This window comes from Mesorhizobium sp. CA14 (assembly GCF_020165195.1).
Classification (GTDB): domain Bacteria; phylum Pseudomonadota; class Alphaproteobacteria; order Rhizobiales; family Rhizobiaceae; genus Mesorhizobium.
Genome location: NZ_JAIUHR010000026.1, coordinates 81,479 through 102,363 on the forward strand (window position 1 = coordinate 81,479; position 20,885 = coordinate 102,363).

The window sequence follows — 20,885 nt, forward strand, 5'->3', positions numbered from 1 at the left end:
TCAGCCAATCCTGCCGACGAAACTGCCCAGAGGCGGCAGCGCCAGCGCACTGTCCTCGACAACACCGGTCAGAACGCCGGCGGCGTCAACGTCAAATGCCGTTATCTCGGCCTCGCCGATCTCGGTGGGCAGCGCCCAGCCCGTAGCCTCGGCCGAGAAATTGAAAACGCAAAGCAGCCTTTCGCCGTCGCGCTCGCGGAGGAAAGCGAGCACATCGCCTTCGGCATCGAGAAAGCGGATTGCGCCTTGGATCAGTGCCGGATGGCTCTTGCGCAAGGTAAGGATCGACCGATAGGCGGCTAGCACCGACCGCTCCTCGCCATTCTGGACGTCGACCGCCCGGGCGCGATGCGCCTGCGGCACCGGCAGCCAGGGCTTGGCCGTCGAAAAACCGGCGTTCTCGGCCTCCGCTTCCCAGACCATCGGCGTGCGGCAGCCGTCCCTGCCCTTCACGCCCGGCCAGAAGCGGATGCCGACGGGATCGCGCAGATCCTCATAGGCCAGCTCGGCTTCCTTCAGCCCCAGTTCCTCGCCCTGATAGAGGCAGATCGACCCACGCAGGCATGACAGCAGCGCGATCGAGAACTTGGCCACCGCGTCCGGGTTCTCGCCGGGTCTGATCCAGCGGCTGACATGGCGCACGACATCATGGTTGGAGAAGGCCCAGCAGACCCAGCCGTCCGGGGCGGTCGTCTCGAACGCCTCCACGCAGCCGCGCACATGGGCGGCGGAAAATTGCGGGCCAAGCAGGTCGAACGTGTAGCACATCTGCAATTTGTCGCCGCCGGACACATAGGCGGCGAGCGTCTGCAAGGAACGCTCCTCGTCACCCACCTCTCCGACCGCGGCGCGGTCCGGATATTCCTCGAGCAACGCGCGGAAGCGTTTCAGGAAGTCGAGGTTTTCGGGCCGCGTCTTGTCGAAAAGATGCTCCTGGAAGCCATAGGTGCTGGTCGCACCGTTGGTTCCGGCGACGCTTGACGCCAAGGGCGGATTGTCGCGCAGCCAGCGGTCGTGGACATAGTAGTTGACGGTGTCCAGCCGAAAGCCGTCGACGCCGCGCTCCAGCCAGAAGCGCACGGTGTCGAGGACGGCGTCCTGCACTTCCGGATTGTGGAAATTCAGGTCCGGCTGCGCAGCGAGAAAATTGTGCATGTAGTATTGCCGGCGTGTGGCGTCCCATTCCCAGGCCGGCCCGCCGAACAGCGATTGCCAATTGTTGGGCGCGCTGCCATCCGGCTTAGCGTCGGCCCAGATGTACCAGTCCGCCTTGGCGTTGTCGCGGCTGGCGCGGCTTTCGACGAACCATTCATGCTTGTCCGACGAGTGCGAGATCACCTGGTCGATGATGAGCTTGAGGCCGAGCCGGTGCGCCTCGGCGACCAGCGCGTCGAAATCCTCGATCGTGCCGAACGTCGGATCGACGTCGCGGTAGTCCGACACATCGTAGCCCATGTCGGCCATCGGCGACTTGAAGAAGGGCGAGAGCCAGACGGCGTCGACGCCGAGGGAAGCAATATGCGTGAGCCGCGCGGTGATGCCCTTGAGGTCGCCGCTGCCGTCGCCGGTCGTGTCCTGGAAGGAGCGCGGATAGACCTGGTAGATCACGCAGCCGCGCCACCATTCGCTCCCTTGCTCGGAATTGTCGCCAGCCATCAGGAGCCCTTCCCGTTGCGCGATTTAGCGGCACGCCGCTCGATCATGAAACTGACGCTTCGACCGGGTAGCGGCCGCGCCAGATCGACCTGCTCCGTCTCGACCGCCGGGCGCCATTCAAATCCATCGCGTGCCGGCAAGGTGAAGACGCATTGCCGGCGATCGCCATTGATCATCACGGCAAGGCGGCCGCCCTCGTTATCGGCGAGCAGCATGACGAGGCGATGTCGCCCGGGATCGTTCCAGTCGGCCTCGCCGAACGGCGCGCCGGTCTCGGTCAGCCAGGCCACGTCGGGGATTTCCGATCCGTCGGCGGGCTCGCCGGTCAGGAAGCGTGGATCCGCCAGCGCAGGAAAGGCCCGACGCAGTGCAGCCAGCGACGATGCGTATTGCTCAAGCGCCCGATCGCGGCCGGCCCAGTCCAGCCAGGTGATGGCGTTGTCCTGCGCATAGGCGTTGTTGTTGCCCTTCTGCGTGCGGCCGAACTCGTCACCGGCGGTCAGCATGATGGTGCCGCGCGAGGCGAAAAGCGTGGCGAGCAGCGCGCGCTGGTCGTCGAAGCGCGCCTTGGCAATCGCCTCGTCGTCCGTCTCGCCCTCGGCACCATTGTTCCATGACAAATTGTCGTTATGGCCGTCGCGATTGTGCTCGCCATTGGCCTCATTGTGCTTGCGCTCATAGGCTACGATGTCGGCCAGGGTCATGCCGTCATGCGCGGCGATGAAATTGACCGTGCGGCTCGCCGGTTGGCCTTCCCTGCCGAAGACATCGGAGGAACCTGCAAGCCGTGTGGCCAAGGCGCCAATTGCGCCCGTATCGCCATGCCAGAAGCGCCTGACATCGTCACGGTAACGGTCGTTCCATTCGAGGTATGGCGGGCGGAAATTGCCGAGCTGGTAGCCGTTCGGACCGATGTCCCAAGGCTCGGCGATCAGCACGCGATCGGCGAGTCCGGGATCGCCGGCAACGGCCTGAAGCAGCGACGCTTCCGGATCGAAGCCGCCGTCGACGCGGCCGAGCACCGGCGCCAGATCGAAGCGGAAGCCGCCGACGCCGGCGCAGCGGACGAAGTGGCGAAGCGTGTCGAGCACCATTTCCCGGACAATCGGATGGTCGCAGGCGACGGTGTTGCCGGTGCCGGTGTCGTTGACCAGCCGGCCGTCCGGCTGATGCCGGTAGTAGGCCAGCGCATCGAGCCCGCGCAGCGACAGCGTTGGCCCGAGCCGGTCGGTCTCGCCGGTGTGGTTGAAGACGAGGTCGAGGATGGTGCCGATGCCTGCCTTGCGCAGCGCGGCGACGGTATCGCGCAGTTCCTTGAGGCCGCCGGGGGCAAGGCGCGGATCGAGCGCCATGAAGGTGACGGGATTGTAGCCCCAGGCGTTGCTCAGCCCCAGCGGCGGCAGGTGCCGCTCGTCAATCGATGCGGTGATCGGCATCAGTTCGACGGCGGACACGCCGAGACGTTTCAGGTGCTCGATGATGGCCGGATGGGCGAGCGCCGCGATGGTGCCCCGCTGCGCTTCCGGGACATCCGGATGCAGCTTGGTGAAGGACCGAACGTTGAGTTCGTAGATCAAGCCGCCGGGCCGGAACAGCGGCGGCTGGGGCGGCATCGGCTTGGGCAGGAACCGCGCTACCGCCTTCGGCACCAGCGAGGCCGTGTCGGCGCCTTCGTTGCGTTTGGCGGCAAGCCGCCAATGATATTGGTATGGACGATCGAGCTCGACGGCATAAGGATCGGTGAGAAGCTTGTTCGGGTCGAACCACAGACCGCGCTCCGGCGCATAGTCGCCATCGGCACGAAAGCCGTAGCGGGTGCCGTCGCCAAGGCCGGGGACAAGGAGCGCATGCACGCCCTCGCCTTCCGGACTGAGTTCCAGCCGGTCGATCTCGCGCGCGCCGCTGTCGTCGAAAACCGAGACCCACAGGCATCTCGCCGATGCCGACCAGACGGCAAAGCGGATGCCTTCGGGGGTGATGGTGGCGCCGAGGGTCATGCGGGCTCCCCCTTCTCCCCTTGTGGGAGAAGGTGTCGCCGAAGGCGACGGATGGGGGGTGCTCCAGGTTGGCGACGACAGCGATCCGGCCAACACCCCTCATCCGTCTCGGCGCTGCGCGCCGATCCACCTTCCCCCACAAGGGGGGAAGCAAAGACGCGCGCACCCACCCTCAAGTAATCACGCTCGGCTTGCTGCGGCCGGTGTGGCTCTTGATGCCGGCGATGTCGTCGGCGGCGGCGATGAGATCGGCGAGCGCTTCCTGCGTGTCGAGGTCGTGCCTTGCCTTGTCCGGCTCGTAGCGCTCGATATAGACGCGCAGCGTCGCACCCGACGTGCCGGTGCCGGAGAGGCGCAGCACGACGCGCGAGCCACCCTCGAACAGTATCCGGATGCCCTGATGCTCACTCACCGAGCCGTCAACCGGATCGCGATAGGCAAAATCGTCGGCCTTGGCGATCTTCAGGCCGCGCACGGTCGTGCCGGGCAGCGAGCCGAGCTTGGCGCGCAGCTCGTCGACCAGCGCGTTGGCGCGATCGCTCTCGACCTCCTCGTAGTCGTGGCGCGAATAGTAGTTGCGGCCGTAGGTCGCCCAATGCTTGGTGACGATGTCCTTGCAGCTCTCGCCGCGCATAGCGAGGATGTTGAGCCACAAAAGCACGGCCCAGAGCCCATCCTTCTCGCGCACATGGTTGGAGCCGGTGCCTGCGCTTTCCTCGCCGCAGATGGTCGCCATGCCGGCGTCGAGCAGGTTGCCGAAGAATTTCCAGCCGGTCGGCGTCTCGTAGATGCCGATGCCGAGCTTTTCGGCGACGCGGTCGGCGGCGCCGCTGGTCGGCATGGAGCGGGCGATGCCCTTCAGGCCGTCCTTGTAGCCCGGCGCCAGTTTGGCGTTGGCGGCAAGCATCGCCACCGAGTCCGACGGCGTGACGAAGATGCCTTTACCGATGATCAGATTTCGGTCGCCGTCGCCGTCGGAAGCCGCGCCGAAATCCGGCGCGTCGGGCCCCATCATCTCGTCGTAGAGATGCTTTGCGTGGACAAGGTTGGGATCGGGATGGTGGCCGCCGAAATCCGGCAGCGGCTTGAAATTGCGGCAGGTGCCGTCCGGCGCGCCGAGCCGATGCTCGAGGATCTCCTTGGCATAGGGGCCGGTCACCGCATGCATGGCGTCGAAGCGCATGCGGAAGCCCGATTTGAAGAGCTTCCTCAGCGCATCGAAATCGAACAGGCTTTCCATCAGCTCGGCATAGTCCTTGACCGGGTCGAAGATCTCGACGGTCATATCGCCCGCCTTGACGGTGCCGATCGTGTCGATATCGACGCTGCCGATATCGGCGATCTTGAAGCTCTTGATCTGCTTCGACTTGGCGAAGATCGCGTCGGTGATCTTTTCCGGCGCCGGGCCGCCATTGCCGGCATTGTATTTGATGCCGAAATCCTCGTGCGGGCCGCCAGGATTGTGGCTGGCCGACAGGATGATGCCGCCGAAGGTTTTGTATTTGCGGATGATGTTCGAGGCGGCGGGCGTCGACAGGATCCCGCCCTGCCCGACCATCACCTTGCCGAAGCCATTGCCGGCGGCAATCGCGATGGCCTTCTGGATGACCTCGCGGTTGTAGAAGCGGCCGTCGCCGCCGATCACCAGCGTCTTGCCCTGAAATCCGGCCAGCGCATCGAAGATCGACTGGATGAAGTTCTCGGCATAGTGCTCCTGCTGGAACACCGGCACCTTCTTGCGCAAACCGGAGGTGCCAGGCTTCTGGTCGGTATAGGGTTTGGTGGGGACGGTTTTGATCATGCCTCAGGCAGCCCTTTTCGAAAGCAGCAAGCGATAGAGTTCGACGTATTTTTCGGCGCTCTTGTCCCAGGAGACATCGGCCTTCATACACTGGCGCTGAATGGAGGCCCAGGTCGCCGGCCGCGCATGCTGCTCGACCAGCCGCTGGATGGCATGGAGCATCGCGGCGCCATTGTTGGGCGCGAACTGGAAGCCGGTGGCGACACCGGCCGACAAGGCAGCCTCGTTGGCGTCGATGATGGTGTCGGCCAGACCGCCCGTGCGGGCGACGACCGGCACGCAGCCATAGCGCAGGCCGTAAAGCTGGGTCAGCCCGCAGGGCTCGAACCGGGACGGGATGACGATGGCGTCGCAGCCGCCTTGCATGACATGCGAAAGGCCTTCGTCATAGCCGACGACGACGCCGACGCGGCCGCGATGGCGGGCGGCGGCGGCAAGCAGCGTGCCTTCGAGGCCGGCGTCGCCCGAGCCCAGGATGGCGAGGCGCGCGCCGGCGGCAACGATGCCATCGACGACCGCGGCCAGGATATCCATGCCCTTCTGCCAGGTCAGCCGGCTGACGACGCAGACGATCGGGCTGCTGTCCGCCTCGAGGCCGAACCGCTCTTCGACCGCCTTGCGGTTCTTGGCGCGCGCGGCAAGCGTTTCGGCCGAATAATTGGCGACCAGATGCTTGTCGTTCCGGGGGTTCCAGATGTCGACATCGATGCCGTTGACGATGCCGTAGAGGTCGCTGGCGCGCATGTTGATCAGGCCGTCGAGGCCCATGCCGAATTCCGGCGAGCGGATCTCCTGCGCATAGGTCGGGCTCACCGTGGTGATCGCCCAGGCGGCCTGGAGACCGGCCTTCAGGAAGCCGACGCCGCCGTAATATTCGACGCCGTCGAGTTGCATCGCCACGCTCGGCAGGCCGAGCTCGCCGAAGATGCCAGCGCCGAACTGGCCCTGGAAAGCAAGGTTGTGCACGGTGATCAGCGACGGCACGCCGACGGCCTTGCCATAGCGCATGTAGGCAAGCGTCATCGCCGACTGCCAGTCATGGGCATGCACGATATCGGGCTGGTAACCGGAGATCGCGCCGCCGGCAATGTCGCCGCCCGCTTGGCTCAAAGCCGCGAAGCGGCGCCAGTTGTCGGGCCAGTCGGCGCCGGAAGCGGTGCCGTAAGGGCCGCCCTGGCGATCGAAGAGATGCGGAGCGTCGAGCACGAAAAGATCGAGGTCGCCGATCTTGACGGCATGGATCGAAGCCTTGCCGCCCTGCAGCAGCGGATACTGGTAGACGGGTTTCTTCTTGGCGAAGGCCGCCATCACCACCGGATAGCCGGGAACCAGCGTGCGCATTGCAACGCCCTTGCCGGCGAGCGCGATCGGCAAGGCGCCGGTTACGTCGGCAAGCCCGCCGGTCTTGATCAGCGGAAAGATTTCGGGCGTGACCGACAGAACCTGCATGCGCTCCACATTCCGATCTCAACGTGACAGGTCAAAGTGACAATCTGTTGATCCAGTCGTCAGCTTGCTGATCGACCCGTCAGCTTGCTGATCGACCCCTCAGCTTGCTGATCAAGCCTAGCAGGTTACAGCTGATCAACCCTATCAGGTCGACAACTTATTGATCGACCCTACTGGGTCGACAACTTGTTGATCATGTCCTGCGTGATCAGGCAGATGCCCTTCTCCGATACGCGAAAACGCTTGGCGTCGAGCGCCGGGTCCTCTCCGACCACCAGCCCCTCCGGAATATGCACGCCGTGATCGATGACGACGCGCTTGAGGCTTGCGTTGCGACCGACCTGGACGTCGGGCAGCATCACCACTTCCTCGAGCTTGGAATAGGAATTGATGCGCGCGCCGGTGAAAATCAGGCTGCGGCGCAGCGAAGCGCCGGAGACGATGCAGTCGCCGGACACCAGCGAGGAGATCGCCTCGCCGCGGCGGCCGTCCTCGTCATGCACGAACTTTGCCGGCGGCTTCAATTCGGCATAGGTCCAGATCGGCCAGTCGCGGTCGTAGAGGTCGAGCTCGGGCGTGATGTCGGTCAGGTCGATATTGGCTTCCCAATAGGCGTCCACGGTTCCGACGTCGCGCCAGTATGGTTCGGCTTCATGCGAGGAACGCACGCAGGACTTGGCGAAGCGGTGGGCGATCGCCTTGCCGTGCTGCACGATATAAGGGATGATGTCCTTGCCGAAGTCGCGGCTGGAGCCGGGCTCGGCCGCGTCGCGTCGCAACTGTTCCATCAGGAACCTGGTCTTGAAGACATAGATGCCCATCGAGGCCAGGGCGAATTCCGGCTTGTCCGGGATGCCCGGCGGATCGGCCGGCTTTTCGACGAAGGCGATGATGTTGTCCTTGGCATCGACATGCATGACGCCGAAGCCTGTCGCCTCCATGCGCGGCACTTCCAGGCAGCCGACGGTGACGTCGGCGCCGGCGTCGACATGCTGGCGCAGCATCAGCTCGTAGTCCATCTTGTAGATGTGGTCGCCGGCCAGGATGACCATGTATTCGGGTCCATAGGCCTCGATGATGTCGATGTTCTGGTAGACGGCGTCGGCCGTGCCTTCATACCACTGCGTTTCCGAGACGCGCTGCGATGCCGGCAGGATGTCGAAGCTTTCGTTTCGCTCGGGCCGCAGGAAGTTCCAGCCGCGCTGCAGATGGCGGATCAGCGAATGCGCCTTGTACTGGGTGGCGACGCCGAGGCGGCGGATGCCGGAGTTCAAGGCATTGGAGAGGGCAAAGTCGATGATGCGTGTCTTGCCGCCGAAATAGACGGCAGGCTTGGCGCGCCGGTCGGTCAGCTCCTTGAGGCGGCTGCCGCGGCCGCCGGCCAGCACATAGGCCATGGCATCGCGCGCCAGCGGCTGGGTTCTTTTGATCTCTGCCATTTTGTTACCCTCCCAAACAAGCTGCCCGGACCGTTGCAAGAGCAGGATGAGACATCATCTGCTTCAATCCGTGACGAATTCCAGCATGATCGTCGACAGCGGCGGCAGAAGCATCGTCGCCGATGTGCCGCCCCCGTCCCCGCTCGCCTCGACCATGCCGCCATTGCCCATGCCGGAGCCGCCATAGTCGGCGGCATCCGTATTGATGATTTCGCGCCACTTTCCCGCTTTCGGCAGCGGCACGCGATAGTTCTCGCGCGGCACCGGCGTGAAATTGGAGATGACGGCGATCGGGTTGCCGTCCGGCGCGCTGCGCAGCCAGGCGAAGACCGAATTGTCGCGGTCGTCGACGATCAGCCAGGAAAACCCCTCCGGCTCGCAGTCGCGCGCGTGCAGCGCCGGGCGCGAACGGTAGAGATAGTTCAGGTCGCGCACCGTCTGCCAGACGCCGCGGTGCGGCGCGAATTCCAGCAGGTTCCAATCCAGCGCGCGTTCTTCGCTCCACTCGCGGCGCTGGGCGAATTCCTGGCCCATGAACAAGAGCTTCTTGCCGGGATAGCCCCACATGAAGGCGTAATAGGCGCGCAGCGTGGCGAATTTCTGCCAGTCGTCGCCGGCAATCTTGTGGAGCAGCGTGCCTTTGCCGTGCACGACCTCGTCATGCGACAGCGGCAGGACGAAATTTTCCGAGAAAGCGTAGACCAGGCCGAAGGTAATCTCGTTGTGGTGGTGCTTGCGATAGATCGGCTCCTTGGAGAGATACTCCAGCGTGTCGTGCATGAAGCCCATGTTCCACTTGAAGCCGAAGCCGAGGCCGCCTTCATGCACGGGATGCGACACTTTCGGCCATGAGGTCGACTCCTCGGCGATCGTCATCACGCCGGGATGATGGCCATAGAGCTCCTTGTTCATCTTCTGTAGGAAGCTGACGGCCTGCAGGTTCTCGCGCCCGCCCTTCTCGTTGGGGATCCATTCGCCGGCCTTGCGCGAATAATCGAGGTAGAGCATCGAGGCGACCGCGTCGACGCGCAGGCCGTCGACGTGGTATTTCTCGGCCCAGAACAGCGCATTGTTGACGAGGAACGACACCACCTCGCGACGACCGAAATTGTAGATGGCGGTGTTCCAGTCCGGGTGGAAACCCTGGCGCGGATCGGCATGCTCGTAGAGCGAGGTGCCGTCGAATTTCACCAGCCCGTGCTCGTCGACCGGGAAATGCGCCGGCACCCAGTCGAGGATGACGCCGACGCCGGCGCGATGCGCGCCGTCGACGAAACGGGCAAAGCCGTCCGGATCGCCGAAGCGGGCCGTCGGCGCATAAAGCCCGGTGGTCTGGTAGCCCCAGGATGGATCGTAGGGGTGCTCCGAGATCGGCAGGAACTCGATATGGGTGAAGCCGGCGTCGGCCACATAGGGGATCAGCCGTGCGGCGAGCTCGTCCCAGGAGAGGAACGTGCCGTCGTCGCGGCGTTGCCACGAGCCGGCATGGACCTCGTAGATCGAGATTGCCTCGCGCCGGGGATCGGCTTTCTGCCAATAGCTGCGATGCGCCTCGTCGCCCCATTGATGCGCTATGGGCGGCGCCGTCACCGAAGCGGTCGCCGGGCGCAATTCCGATTCGAAGGCGAACGGGTCGGCCTTCAGCGGCAGGCGCACGCCGTCGGGCCCGATGATCTCGAACTTGTAGGGCTTGCCAGCGCCGATGTCGGGAATGAACAGCTCCCAGATGCCCGTGTCCTTGCGGTCGCGCATCGTGTGGCGGCGGCCGTCCCAGTCGTTGAAGGCGCCGACCACGGAGACGCGCCGCGCATTGGGCGCCCAGACGGCGAAATGGACGCCGGTGGCGCCCTCATGATCGATGATGTGGGCGCCGAGCTTGTCGAACAGCCGTAAGTGCGAGCCCTCGGCCATATAATAATCGTCCATCGGGCCGAGCACCGGACCGAAGGAATAGGGGTCGGTCAGCCACCAGTCGCCGCCGGCATTCCTGGCGTGATAGCGCAGCGGCTGGCGCTTGCGGATCGAGACCTTGCCCTCGAAGAAGCCGGCATCGGCGCTGCGGGAAAGCTCGCCGACCTCTTTGCCGGTCAGCGTGTAGGCCGTGACGAATTCGGCATTGGGCACGAAGCAGCGGGCGATGAAGCCCTTGCCGGCTTCATGCACGCCCAGGACCGCGAAAGGATTGCCATGCGTTCCGGCGACAATCGCCGCGACATCGCCGGCTGGCGCCAGTCCGTCCGGCCCGCTTGTCGCAGCGGTCGCGCGCGGCTTCCTCATCAAACGGTCGCCCTCCCCGGGCACCTTGTTCTGGCGCATGCCTCGCTCCAGCATGCGCCGTTCTTTGTCTTGGTGCATGTCATGGCCCCAAAACCGCTACGCACTTTTGGGCGACATGCATCTGGCCACATTCTTTGCGGCTCATGCAATCATATCAGACCGGCACGTTCCAGATGTCTTTCGCATATTGACGGATCGTGCGGTCGGACGAGAACCAGCCGACGCGGGCGACGTTGCGGATGGCGCGTGCGTACCAGTCGGGGCTGTTGCGCCACACGGCGTCGACCTCGCGCTGGCAGGCGGCGTAGGAATCGAAGTCGGCCGCCACCATGAACCAGTCGCTCTGGTAGAGGCCGTTCATCAGGTCGCGATACCGGTCGGGATCGTCGGGCGAGAAGACGCCGGAGGAGATGGCCGATACCGCCTGCGACAGCTCGGACGAGGCCTCGATCACGCCGCGCGGATTGTAGCCATTGTTGCGCCGCTCCGCGACTTCGGCCGTGGTGAGGCCGAAGATGAAGATGTTGTCGTCGCCGACATGTTCCTTGATCTCGACATTGGCGCCGTCGAGCGTGCCGATGGTGAGCGCGCCATTCAGCGCAAACTTCATGTTGCCGGTGCCCGACGCCTCCATGCCGGCGGTCGAAATCTGCTCGGAGAGGTCGGCGGCCGGCATCATCACCTCGGCCAGGCTGACATTGTAGTTCGGCACGAACACGACTTTCAGCAGGCCGCGCACCGATGGATCGCCGTTGATGACTTTCGCGACGTCATTGGCCAGTTTGATGATCAGCTTGGCGTTGTGGTAGCTCGGCGCCGCCTTGCCGCCGAAGAATTTCACGCGCGGCATCCAGTCCCGCTCGGGATGCGAGCGGATCTGGTCGTAGAGCGCGATAGCCTCCAGGATGTTGAGCAGCTGACGCTTGTATTCGTGGATGCGCTTGACCTGGATGTCGAACAGCGCCGACGGGTCGACCCTGATGCCGAGACGGTCGACGACGAGGTTGGCGAGCCGCGCCTTGTTCTGCCGCTTCACAGCGGCGAACTTTTCGCGGAAAGCCGCATCGTCGGCGAGCGGATCGAGATCCTTGATCGCCTCGATATCGTCCATGAAGCGGTCGCCGATCGCCTCGCGGGCGAGCGAGGTCAGGCCCGGATTGCACTGGATCAGCCAACGCCTCGGCGTGATGCCGTTGGTCTTGTTGTTGATGCGGTCGGGATAGAGCTTGTGGAGATCGGCGAATACCGTCTCCTTCATCAGCTCGGTGTGGAGCGCCGAGACGCCGTTGATCGAATGCGAGCCAACGAAGGCCAGGTTGCCCATGCGCACGCGACGGTCGCCATTTTCCTGGATCAGCGAGATCCGGGCGATCTGATCGCCCGAGAACTGGTCGGTAGCGCGGGCCTCGAGCAGCACCTGCGCGTTGATGGCGTAGACGATCTGCATGTGGCGCGGCAAAAGCCGCTCGAAGAGCGGCACCGGCCAGCTTTCCAGCGCCTCGGGCAACAGCGTGTGGTTGGTGTAGCCAAAGGTGCGCTTGGTGATGTCCCAGGCCTGGTCGAAGTCCATGCCGTGGACATCCATCAGGAGCCGCATCAGCTCCGCCACGGCGACCGCGGGATGGGTGTCGTTCAAGTGGATCGCCGCCTTGTCGGGCAGCGATTTCAGGTCGCCATACTGGCTCAAATGACGCTGGACGATGTCCTGCAGCGAGGCGGTGGAGAAGAAATATTCCTGCCGCAGCCTCAGTTCCTGGCCGGCCATGTGGGAATCGGCAGGATAAAGCACGCGCGACAGCGCGTCGGCCTTGTTGCTCTCGGCCAGCGCGCCGATGTGGTCGCCGGCGTTGAACTTGTCGAGCAGGATCGGGTCGATCGGCATGCCGGACCAGAGTCTCAGCGTGTTGACGCGCCTGGCGCGCCAGCCGGCCACCGGCGTGTCATAGGCGACGGCCAGCACATGCTCGGTCGGCTTCCAGACGTGGCGTTCGAGCCGGCCGTCCTTCGAGGTGATCGATTCCACCGAGCCGCCGAAGCCGACCTCGAAGGAGCGCTCGCGCCGTTCGAACTCCCAGGGATTGCCGTGATCGAGCCAGGTTTCCGGCAGCTCGACCTGCCAGCCGCCGTGGATTTCCTGGCGGAACATGCCGTTGGCGTAGCGGATGCCGTAGCCGTGGGCGGGGATGTCGACGGTCGCCATGCTTTCCATGAAGCAGGCGGCGAGACGGCCGAGGCCGCCATTGCCGAGTGCCGCGTCCGGTTCGAGGCCAGCGATCAGGTCAAGGTCGACGCCGAGGGAGGACAGCGCCTCGCGCATGTTCTCCATCAGGCCGAGATTGGAGAAGGCGTCACGCATCAGGCGCCCGATCAGGAACTCGAGCGAAAGGTAATAGACGCGTTTTTCCTGCTGGTCGTAGGCTTCCCTGGTTGCCTGCATCCAGTGATCGACGATGCGATCGCGGACGACCTTGATCGAAGCGGTCAGCCAGTCATAGGGCGTCGCGACGGTTGTGTCCTTGCCGACCCGGTATTTGAGCGACATCAAGACTTCCTCAGCGAGGGTCTTGGGATCCGGATTGTCGAGAACAGGGGCTTCGATCGTCATGGCGGATGTCATTTCGCCTCTCGTTCAACTGGTGTGATCATAGCGGCTTGTATCGATCCTCCCAGTCCCATCCTAGTGCATTGCAACATATACTCAATCGATTTAGCCGGCTGACCGGTCGCCGTGTGCCGTAGCAGACGGCCTGATCAGGCCGTCTCCAAAACTTCCGGCGGAGCCTTGGCGCCGGTCATGAAAGCGACGGCGTCGGACATCGTATATTGCTTCGGATCGATGACGGCGAGGCGACGGCCCAGGCGATGGATATGGATGCGATCGGCCACCTCGAAGACATGCGGCATGTTGTGCGAGATGAGCACGATCGGCAGGCCGCGCTTTTTGACGTCGAGCATCAGTTCCAGCACGCGGCGGCTTTCCTTGACGCCGAGCGCCGCCGTCGGCTCGTCCATGATGACGACGCGGCTGCCGAAAGCCGCGGCGCGCGCCACCGCGACACCTTGGCGCTGGCCGCCAGACAGCGTTTCGACCGACTGGTTGATGTTCTGGATCGTCATCAGCCCGAGCTCGGACAATTTCTCGCGGGCGATGCGCGCCATGGCCGAGCGGTCGAGGCGGCGCAGCCATTGTCCGGCAAAGCCGGGTTTGCGCAGCTCGCGGCCGAGGAACATGTTGTCGGCGATCGATAGCGCCGGCGACAAGGCCAGGTTCTGGTAGACGGTCTCGATGCCGGCCATGCGCGCCTCGATCGGCGAGCGGAAATGCACCGGGCTACCGTTGAGCTCGATCGTGCCGGAGTCCGGGATGACCGCGCCGCAGAGCGCCTTGACCAGCGTCGACTTTCCGGCGCCGTTGTCGCCGATGACGGCAAGGATCTCGCCCGGCATCAGGTCGAAATCGGCATTGTCGAGCGCCACCACCCGACCGTAGCGCTTGTTGAGGCCTTTGGCCTGAAGAATGGGGATCTGATGAATGGACTGGGTGCTCATGCCGAAATCTTCCTGATCCACTGATCGATGGTGACGGCGAGGATGATGAGGATGCCGACGGTGAACTCCTGCCAGAGCGAGTCGACGCCTGCGAGCGCGAGACCATTGCGGAAGACGCCGACGATGAGCGCGCCGAACAATGTCCCGACGATCGAGCCGCGCCCGCCGAACAGCGAGGTGCCGCCGATCACCACGGCGGTGATGGCATCGAGGTTGGCGGTCTGGTTGCCGAGCGGGCTGGCCGCGCCGATGCGGCCGATGAGCGCCCAGGCGGCGACGGCGCAGATAAAGCCGGCCAGCGTGTAGACGGCAATGAACACGCCGCGGGTGTTGATGCCGGCGAGGCGTGCGGCTTCGTCGTCGTCACCGGTCGCGTAGACATGGCGGCCAAAGGCGGTGCGGTTCAACACATACCAGATGATCAGAGCGGTCAGAATCATGGCGATGGCGCCGTAGGTCAGCACCGCGCCCCCGCCAAGCCGTATCGTGTGGCCCAGCCATTGCAGCAGCGGTCCCGCCGCCTCGATGTCCTGGGCGCGCACGGTCTCGGAATGCGAGACGTAGATGACCATCGCGCCGTAGACGCTCCAGGAGCCGAGCGTGACGATGAAGGGCGGCAGCTTGATCACCGCCACCAGCACGCCGTTGATCAGGCCGCACACAAGACCCGTGAGCAGGCCCAGCACAAAGCTCAGTTCGACCGGCACGCCGTAGGTGACGGTCAGCCTGCCCATGACGATGGACGACAGCACCATCATCGCGCCGACCGAAAGATCGATGCCGGCGGTCAGGATGACCAGCGTCTGGGCGATGCCCAGAAAGGCGATGATGGTGACCTGTTGCAGGACAAGCGAAAGATTGAACGGCGCAAAGAACCGTCCGCCCGCCGCGACCGAAAAGATCAGAACACCGATGACCAGTACGATGAACGGGATGGCCGTAGGGTATTCGTGCAGGAAGCGCTGGATGCTCTTCAGCACCGAGCCCCGATCTTCGTCGAAGCTCGCCACGGACTGGTCGCTGCCGTGAAGGCCGCGCTCGGCAGAGACCGAGCCGGTTGCGTCGTCACTCATTTCTGTCCCCTCCCAAGGGTCCCGTTTCGGGAAAGGGCGGCCGGAGCCGCCCTTTCGTTGAGTTTAGTCCGTTACCGCGGATTAGATCAGGACGAAATTTGGTTGAATTGTCATCCCGATCTAAATCTTTGTTGGAGCATGATCTTTTCCGAAAACCGGTTCCCACTTTTCGGGATCATGCTCTAGGAAGGCATCAGCCCCAGCAAAGTTCCGCGCCCTTCTTGCTGTCGATCGATTCGACCCCCTTGACGGGCTTGTCGGTGATCAGCGTGGCGCCGGTGTCGAAGAACTCCTTGCCGGGGGTCGGCTTCGGCTTCTCACCGGTCTTGGCGAATTTCTCGATCGCTTCCATGGCCATGGCGGCCATCTTCAGCGGATATTGCTGCGAGGTCGCGCCGATGACGCCGGCCGCGACGTTCTTCACGCCCGGGCAACCGCCGTCGATCGAAACCACCAGAACCGAGCCGTCATCCTTGCCCGCCGCCTTGAGCGCCTGGTAGCCGCCAGCCGCCGCCGGCTCGTTGATCGTGTACATCACGCTGACGTCGGGGCATTTCTGCAGCAGCGTTTCCATGGCGGTGCGGCCGCCATCCTCGGCGCCGCCGGTCATCTCGTGGCCGCAGATGCGCGCATCATTCTCGTCGCCGTATTTCTTCGGATCCTTGATGTCGATGCCGAAGCCCTTCATGAAGCCCTGGTCGCGCAGATAGTCGACGGTCGGCTGGTTGGTGGCGAGATCGAGGAAGGCGATCTTGGCGCTCGAGGCCTTGTCGCCCAGCGTGCCCTTGGCCCATTGTCCGATCAACTCACCGGCCTTGAAATTGTCGGTTGCGAAAGTGGCATCCGCGGCACCGATCGGATCGAGCGGCGTGTCGAGCACGATGACCAGAAGGCCGGCATCGCGCGCCTTCTTGATGGTCGGCACGATGGCGCTGGAATCGCTCGGCACGATGGCGAAGCCCTTGGCGCCGGCCGAGATCAGGTTCTCGATGGCCGCGACCTGGCTGTCATTGTCACCGTCGAACTTGCCGGCAAAGGTCTGCAGGGTCAGGCCAAGCTCCTTGGCCTTGGCTTGCGCGCCTTCGCGCATCTTGACGAAGAACGGGTTGCCCTCGGTCTTGGTGATCAGGCCGACGATGTCGGCGGCATACGAGGCCGTGGCCATCGCGCCGTAAAAGGCGAGGCCGGCAACGGCCGCCTTCAGAATAGTCCATTTACGCATGATTTCCTCCCAGTGAACCACTCCGGCGCCGGCCAACCGGCGCCTGCGGAGCGCCCACCGAAGTTCTCCCAGTGTGGGCGCAATGTCAAAAAGACACCAGTCCGCAACGGCTGTCAATAAATAAATCACTCTTATTTATTATTGACACCCTTGCGCTGTTCACCCATTCTGAACGAAAAGCACCAAGGGGAAACAGACGGGAGGAACAGGGTGGAGACCGGCATTGCGAGGCACGGTTCGCCCGAGGCTTTGGAGAGCCGGCTGCGTCGCGGCACCAACCAGAGCGGAATGCGCGACCACAATGAACGGCTCGTGCTGTCCTTAGTGCGCCAGCATGGCAGCCTGGCCAAATCCGACATCGCGCGCATGACAGGCCTGTCGGCCCAGACGGTGTCGGTGATCATGCGCGAGCTCGAGGAAGACAAGCTGCTCGTGCGCCAGGCGCCGCTGCGCGGCAAGATCGGCCAGCCTTCGATCCCGATGGCACTCAACCCGGAAGGCGCCTTCTTCATCGGCCTCAAGATCGGCCGTCGCTCGGCCGAGCTGGTGCTGATAGACTTTCTCGGCAATGTGCGCGCCATGCTGCAGCATTCCTATCGCTATCCCGCACCGCGCGAGACCGTCGAGTTCGTCACCGCCGGCATCAAGACGATGCGCGGCGAGCTGACGCCGACGCAGGACAAGCGCATTGCCGGGCTCGGCATCGCCATGCCGTTCGAGCTATGGAACTGGGCAGACACGGCCGGCGCGCCGCGCGAAATCATGGACGAATGGCGCCATCGCGACATCCGCGCCGACATCCAGGGACAATGCGACTTTCCGGTCTATCTGCAGAACGACGCGACCTCGGCCTGCGGAGCCGAGCTCGTCTTCGGCCAGGCGGGCGCAGCGCGCGACTTCGTCTATTTCTATATCGGCGCGTTCGCCGGCGGCGGCATCGTGCTCAATGGCCGCCTTTATAGCGGACCCAACGGCAATGCCGGCGCGCTGGGCTCGATGCCGGTACCGGGGCCGGACGGCAAGCCGACGCAGCTCATCGACGTGGCCTCGATCGCCATGCTGGAGAAGGCGCTCTCGGCCAAGGGCATCGACGGCTCCTACTTGTGGACCTCGCCGCAGGAATGGGGCGATATCGGCGCGGAGCTCGATGACTGGATCGCCAGCGCCTCGCAGGCGCTTGCCTATGCCATTGTCGCGGCCTCGTCGGTCATTGATTTCGAAGCGGCGGTCATCGATGGCTGGATGCCGCTCGATGTGCGGCGCCGGCTGGTCGATGCCGTGACGGAAGCGATTGCCAGCGTCGACGCCGAAGGGCTGAAGCTGCCCATCGTTCGCGAGGGGACGGTCGGCATCCACGCACGCGCCATGGGCGGCGCCAGCCTGCCGCTCTCCGAGCGCTTCCTGATCGGACCGAACACGTCCGGGGGCGCCTGACATGCTGATCGGCATCCCGTCGCTGCTCGGGCCCCAGTTCCTGGCGACGCTCAGGGCAATGGGTCATGGCGACGAGATCGCGATCGTCGATGGCAATTATCCGGCCGAGGAACAGGCGCGACGGCTGATCCGCGCGGACGGTCACCACGTCATAGCCGTCCTCGACGCCGTGCTCAGCGTGCTGCCGGTGGACGAGGCGGTGCCGGAGGCGTTGTTCCGTGCTTCGGTGAAGGGCGACCCGGCGCTGGCCGACCCCGTGCATCGCGAGATGGAAGCGGTTTGCGCCAGGCGTGCGCCGGGTCATAAGGTGGTTGCGCTGGCCGGGGCCGACTTCTATGCACGCGTCAAGGCCGCGCACGCCATTGTCGCGACCAGCGAACCCAGGCTGTTTGCCAACATCATCATCCGCAAGGGCGTGATCCATCCGCCGGAGACGAAGACGACATGATCCTTTGCTGTGGCGAAGCGCTGATCGACATGCTGCCGCGTATCACGACGGAAGGCGAAGCGGCCTTCGCGCCCTATGTCGGCGGCGCAGTGTTCAACTCGGCGATCGCGCTTGGCCGGCTCGGCGCTCCGGCCGGCTTTTTCTCCGGCCTCTCCTCGGACCTGTTCGGCGGGCAGTTCCGCGAGGCGCTCGGCGCCAGTAAGGTGAGCTCCACCTATGCGCACACGTCCCCTCGCCCGACGACGCTCGCCTTCGTGCGGCTCACTAACGGCCAGGCGACCTACACCTTCTATGACGAGAACACCGCCGGGCGGATGCTGACCATCGAGGACCTGCCGAAGCTCGGCGCCGAGATCGAGGCGATGCTGTTCGGCGCCATCAGCCTGATCTCCGAGCCGGCTGGATCGGCCTATGAGGAGTTCATGCGGCGCGAGCACGGGAGCCGGGTGATGATGCTCGATCCCAACATCCGGCCGAACTTCATCCCGGACAAGGCCAAACATCTGAGGCGTATCCGCGAGATGATGGCGATGGCCGACATCGTCAAATTGTCGGACGAGGACCTCAACTGGTTCGACGAGGCCGGCTCACATGAGGACGCGGTGCGCAACTGGCTGGATCGCGGGCCGAAATTTATCGTCGTTACCCATGGCAGTGAAGGCGCGGTCGGCTACAGCAAGGACCACAAGGTCACGGTCTTGCCGCAGAAGGTGAAGGTGGTCGATACGGTCGGCGCCGGCGACACCTTCAACGCCGGCATCTTGGCCTCGCTGCATGAACAGGGCCTGCTCACCAAGGCAGCGATCGACAGCCTCTCCGAGGACGCCATCCGCAAGGCGCTGGAGCTCGGCGCCAAGGCGGCGGCTGTGACGGTGTCGCGGGCCGGCGCCAACCCGCCATGGCGGCACGAAATCGCCTGAGCGGGCGTGGGGACGGACCTGAACCCGCCCTTCATGGCCGATCACTTTATGTTTCCCATCGGTGGATCGACGCGATAAGGGGGGCCGAAAAACGCCTCTCAAAGCTCGGATTTCCGGCTTTTTCAGGCATTGCGCTGGCAAAATCTGTAACAGGCTGCGACACCTGAGCAATTTGCGCTGACCGCCACCGGCTTTCTCAGCCGGTTCAAGTCTGTTACCAGCGGGCCCGGTTTTACAGGCAGTTTCGAGGGCGACATGCAGTTCATCGATCTTGGCGCGCAGCGCGAACGTATCCGCGACCGGCTGAAGGCCGCGATCGACAAGGTGGTCGAAGATGGCCGCTACATCCTCGGCCCCCAGGTCACCGAATTCGAAAACAAGCTCGCGGCCTATAGCGGCGTCAAGCATGTGGTCGCCTGCGCCAACGGCACCGATGCGCTGCTCCTGCCGCTGTTTGCCGCCGGCATCGGCCCGGGCGATGCGGTGTTCGTGCCGAGCTTCACCTTCGCAGCCACCGCCGAGGTCGTGGCACTCGCCAAGGCCGAGCCGGTCTTCGTCGACGTCGACCGCGACACCTACAATATCGATATCGCCAGCCTCGAGGCGGCGATCGAGATGATCAAGAAGGAAGGAAGGCTGAAGCCGAAGGCGATCATCCCGGTCGACCTGTTCGGCCTTGCCGCCGACTATGAGGCGATCATGGCGATCGCCAAGCGCGAGAACCTCCTGGTGATTGAGGACGCCGCGCAGTCGATGGGCGGTTCCGCCGAGGGCACGACGATCGGCGGTTCCGGCGAGGCCAAGATGTGCGGCGCCTTCGGCCATGTCGGCTCGACCAGCTTTTATCCGGCGAAGCCGCTTGGCTGCTACGGCGACGGCGGCGCAATGTTCACCAATGATGCTGCGCTGGCCGACAAGCTTCGTTCCTTCGCCTTCCACGGCAAGGGTGAGACGCAATATGACAATGTCCGCGTCGGCATCAATTCGCGCCTCGACACGCTGCAGGCGGCGATCCTGATCGAAAAGCTCGCCATCCTCGAAGAGGAGATGGTGGCCAGGCAGGTGGTCGCGGACCGCTATGCCAAGGGCCTCGGCGATATCGTCAAGGCCTCGCGCAATCTCGGCCACGGCCGCTCGGCCTGGGCGCAGTATGCAATCGAGACGCCGAAGCGCGACGGGCTGAAGGCCCATCTCGGCGAGAAGGGGATTCCGTCGGTGATCTATTACGTGAAGCCGCTGCACGAACAGGTCGCGTATAAGCATTATCCGCGCACGCCGACCGGCCTTGCCGTCTCGGAAGAACTGCCGAAGCAGATCCTCTGCCTGCCGATGCATGCCTATTTGAGCGAGTCCGATCAGGACCGCATCATCGAGACGATCCGCAATTACATCGGGTCGAACTCGGCGCACGTCGCGGCGGCCTGATCTCCCCCCTTGAGGGGGTCGTCGCGCGTGAAGCGCCGACGCCCCTCGGTGAAGAGAAATGACGCTGGTGCTCTACGCGCGGCGACCCCCGCTGTCGCCTTCGGCGACATCTCCCCCCCAAGGGCATAGGCGCTAAGATAGGGTATTGCGGCGCGGAATCGGTTGTGATTCTACGCTGGGGATGAGACACGAATC

At 64.2% G+C, this 20,885-nt stretch carries 14 protein-coding genes; 4 read left to right on the forward strand and 10 right to left on the reverse strand.

Features of this window, described 5'->3' with window-relative positions:
* The 10 genes from LB565_RS23255 to LB565_RS23300 form a co-directional block, all read right to left on the reverse strand.
* On the reverse strand, nt 1–1,656 hold the full coding sequence (locus tag LB565_RS23255) for an alpha-glucosidase family protein (RefSeq protein WP_224588192.1): 1,656 nt from the start codon (nt 1,654–1,656) through the stop codon (nt 1–3).
* The gene (gene glgX / locus LB565_RS23260) at nt 1,656–3,653 is read right to left on the reverse strand and encodes a glycogen debranching protein GlgX (RefSeq protein WP_224588194.1); all 1,998 of its coding nucleotides are present in this window, start codon (nt 3,651–3,653) and stop codon (nt 1,656–1,658) included. The genes LB565_RS23255 and glgX overlap by 1 nt, the downstream gene beginning before the upstream one ends.
* Before the next feature lie 172 nt (nt 3,654–3,825).
* The gene (locus tag LB565_RS23265) at nt 3,826–5,454 is read right to left on the reverse strand and encodes an alpha-D-glucose phosphate-specific phosphoglucomutase (RefSeq protein WP_224588196.1); all 1,629 of its coding nucleotides are present in this window, start codon (nt 5,452–5,454) and stop codon (nt 3,826–3,828) included.
* A gap of 3 nt (nt 5,455–5,457) precedes the next feature.
* Nucleotides 5,458–6,903 carry a glycogen synthase GlgA gene (gene glgA / locus LB565_RS23270; RefSeq protein WP_224588198.1) on the reverse strand — a complete coding sequence of 482 codons (1,446 nt, stop codon included), beginning with the start codon at nt 6,901–6,903 and terminating at the stop codon, nt 5,458–5,460.
* 170 nt (nt 6,904–7,073) lie between these two features.
* Complete coding sequence (gene glgC, locus LB565_RS23275) at nt 7,074–8,342, reverse strand: glucose-1-phosphate adenylyltransferase (RefSeq protein WP_224588200.1); 1,269 nt, start codon at nt 8,340–8,342, stop codon at nt 7,074–7,076.
* A gap of 63 nt (nt 8,343–8,405) precedes the next feature.
* Nucleotides 8,406–10,619, reverse strand: coding sequence for a 1,4-alpha-glucan branching protein GlgB (gene glgB, locus LB565_RS23280; RefSeq protein WP_224588232.1), 2,214 nt, complete (start codon nt 10,617–10,619; stop codon nt 8,406–8,408).
* Between the two features lie 154 nt (nt 10,620–10,773).
* The gene (locus LB565_RS23285; RefSeq protein WP_224588202.1) at nt 10,774–13,236 is read right to left on the reverse strand and encodes a glycogen/starch/alpha-glucan phosphorylase; all 2,463 of its coding nucleotides are present in this window, start codon (nt 13,234–13,236) and stop codon (nt 10,774–10,776) included.
* 134 nt (nt 13,237–13,370) lie between these two features.
* Complete coding sequence (locus LB565_RS23290; protein ID WP_224588204.1) at nt 13,371–14,168, reverse strand: ATP-binding cassette domain-containing protein; 798 nt, start codon at nt 14,166–14,168, stop codon at nt 13,371–13,373.
* The gene (locus LB565_RS23295) at nt 14,165–15,241 is read right to left on the reverse strand and encodes an ABC transporter permease (RefSeq protein ID WP_224588205.1); all 1,077 of its coding nucleotides are present in this window, start codon (nt 15,239–15,241) and stop codon (nt 14,165–14,167) included. Before LB565_RS23295 ends, LB565_RS23290 begins: the two co-directional genes overlap by 4 nt.
* A 193-nt stretch (nt 15,242–15,434) precedes the next feature.
* Complete coding sequence (locus tag LB565_RS23300; protein WP_224588217.1) at nt 15,435–16,463, reverse strand: sugar ABC transporter substrate-binding protein; 1,029 nt, start codon at nt 16,461–16,463, stop codon at nt 15,435–15,437.
* A 210-nt stretch (nt 16,464–16,673) separates the two neighbouring features.
* On the opposite strand from LB565_RS23300, the gene LB565_RS23305 reads away from it, so the two are divergent.
* The 4 genes from LB565_RS23305 to LB565_RS23320 all read left to right on the forward strand — a co-directional run bounded on the left by LB565_RS23305 (nt 16,674) and on the right by LB565_RS23320 (nt 20,690).
* Entirely contained in the window at nt 16,674–17,897 is a 1,224-nt protein-coding gene (locus LB565_RS23305) for an ROK family protein (RefSeq protein ID WP_224588219.1), read from the forward strand.
* A 1-nt stretch (nt 17,898) separates the two neighbouring features.
* A complete protein-coding gene (locus tag LB565_RS23310) occupies nt 17,899–18,345 on the forward strand; it encodes an RbsD/FucU family protein (RefSeq protein WP_224588221.1) in 447 nt (148 codons plus the stop codon).
* Nucleotides 18,342–19,265: a carbohydrate kinase family protein gene (locus tag LB565_RS23315; RefSeq protein ID WP_224588224.1), complete on the forward strand. Its 924-nt coding sequence runs from the start codon at nt 18,342–18,344 to the stop codon at nt 19,263–19,265. Before LB565_RS23310 ends, LB565_RS23315 begins: the two co-directional genes overlap by 4 nt.
* A gap of 255 nt (nt 19,266–19,520) precedes the next feature.
* Nucleotides 19,521–20,690 (forward strand): DegT/DnrJ/EryC1/StrS family aminotransferase, encoded by a 1,170-nt coding sequence (locus tag LB565_RS23320; RefSeq protein ID WP_224588226.1) that lies wholly within the window; start codon nt 19,521–19,523, stop codon nt 20,688–20,690.
* Nucleotides 20,691–20,885 lie beyond the last annotated feature (195 nt).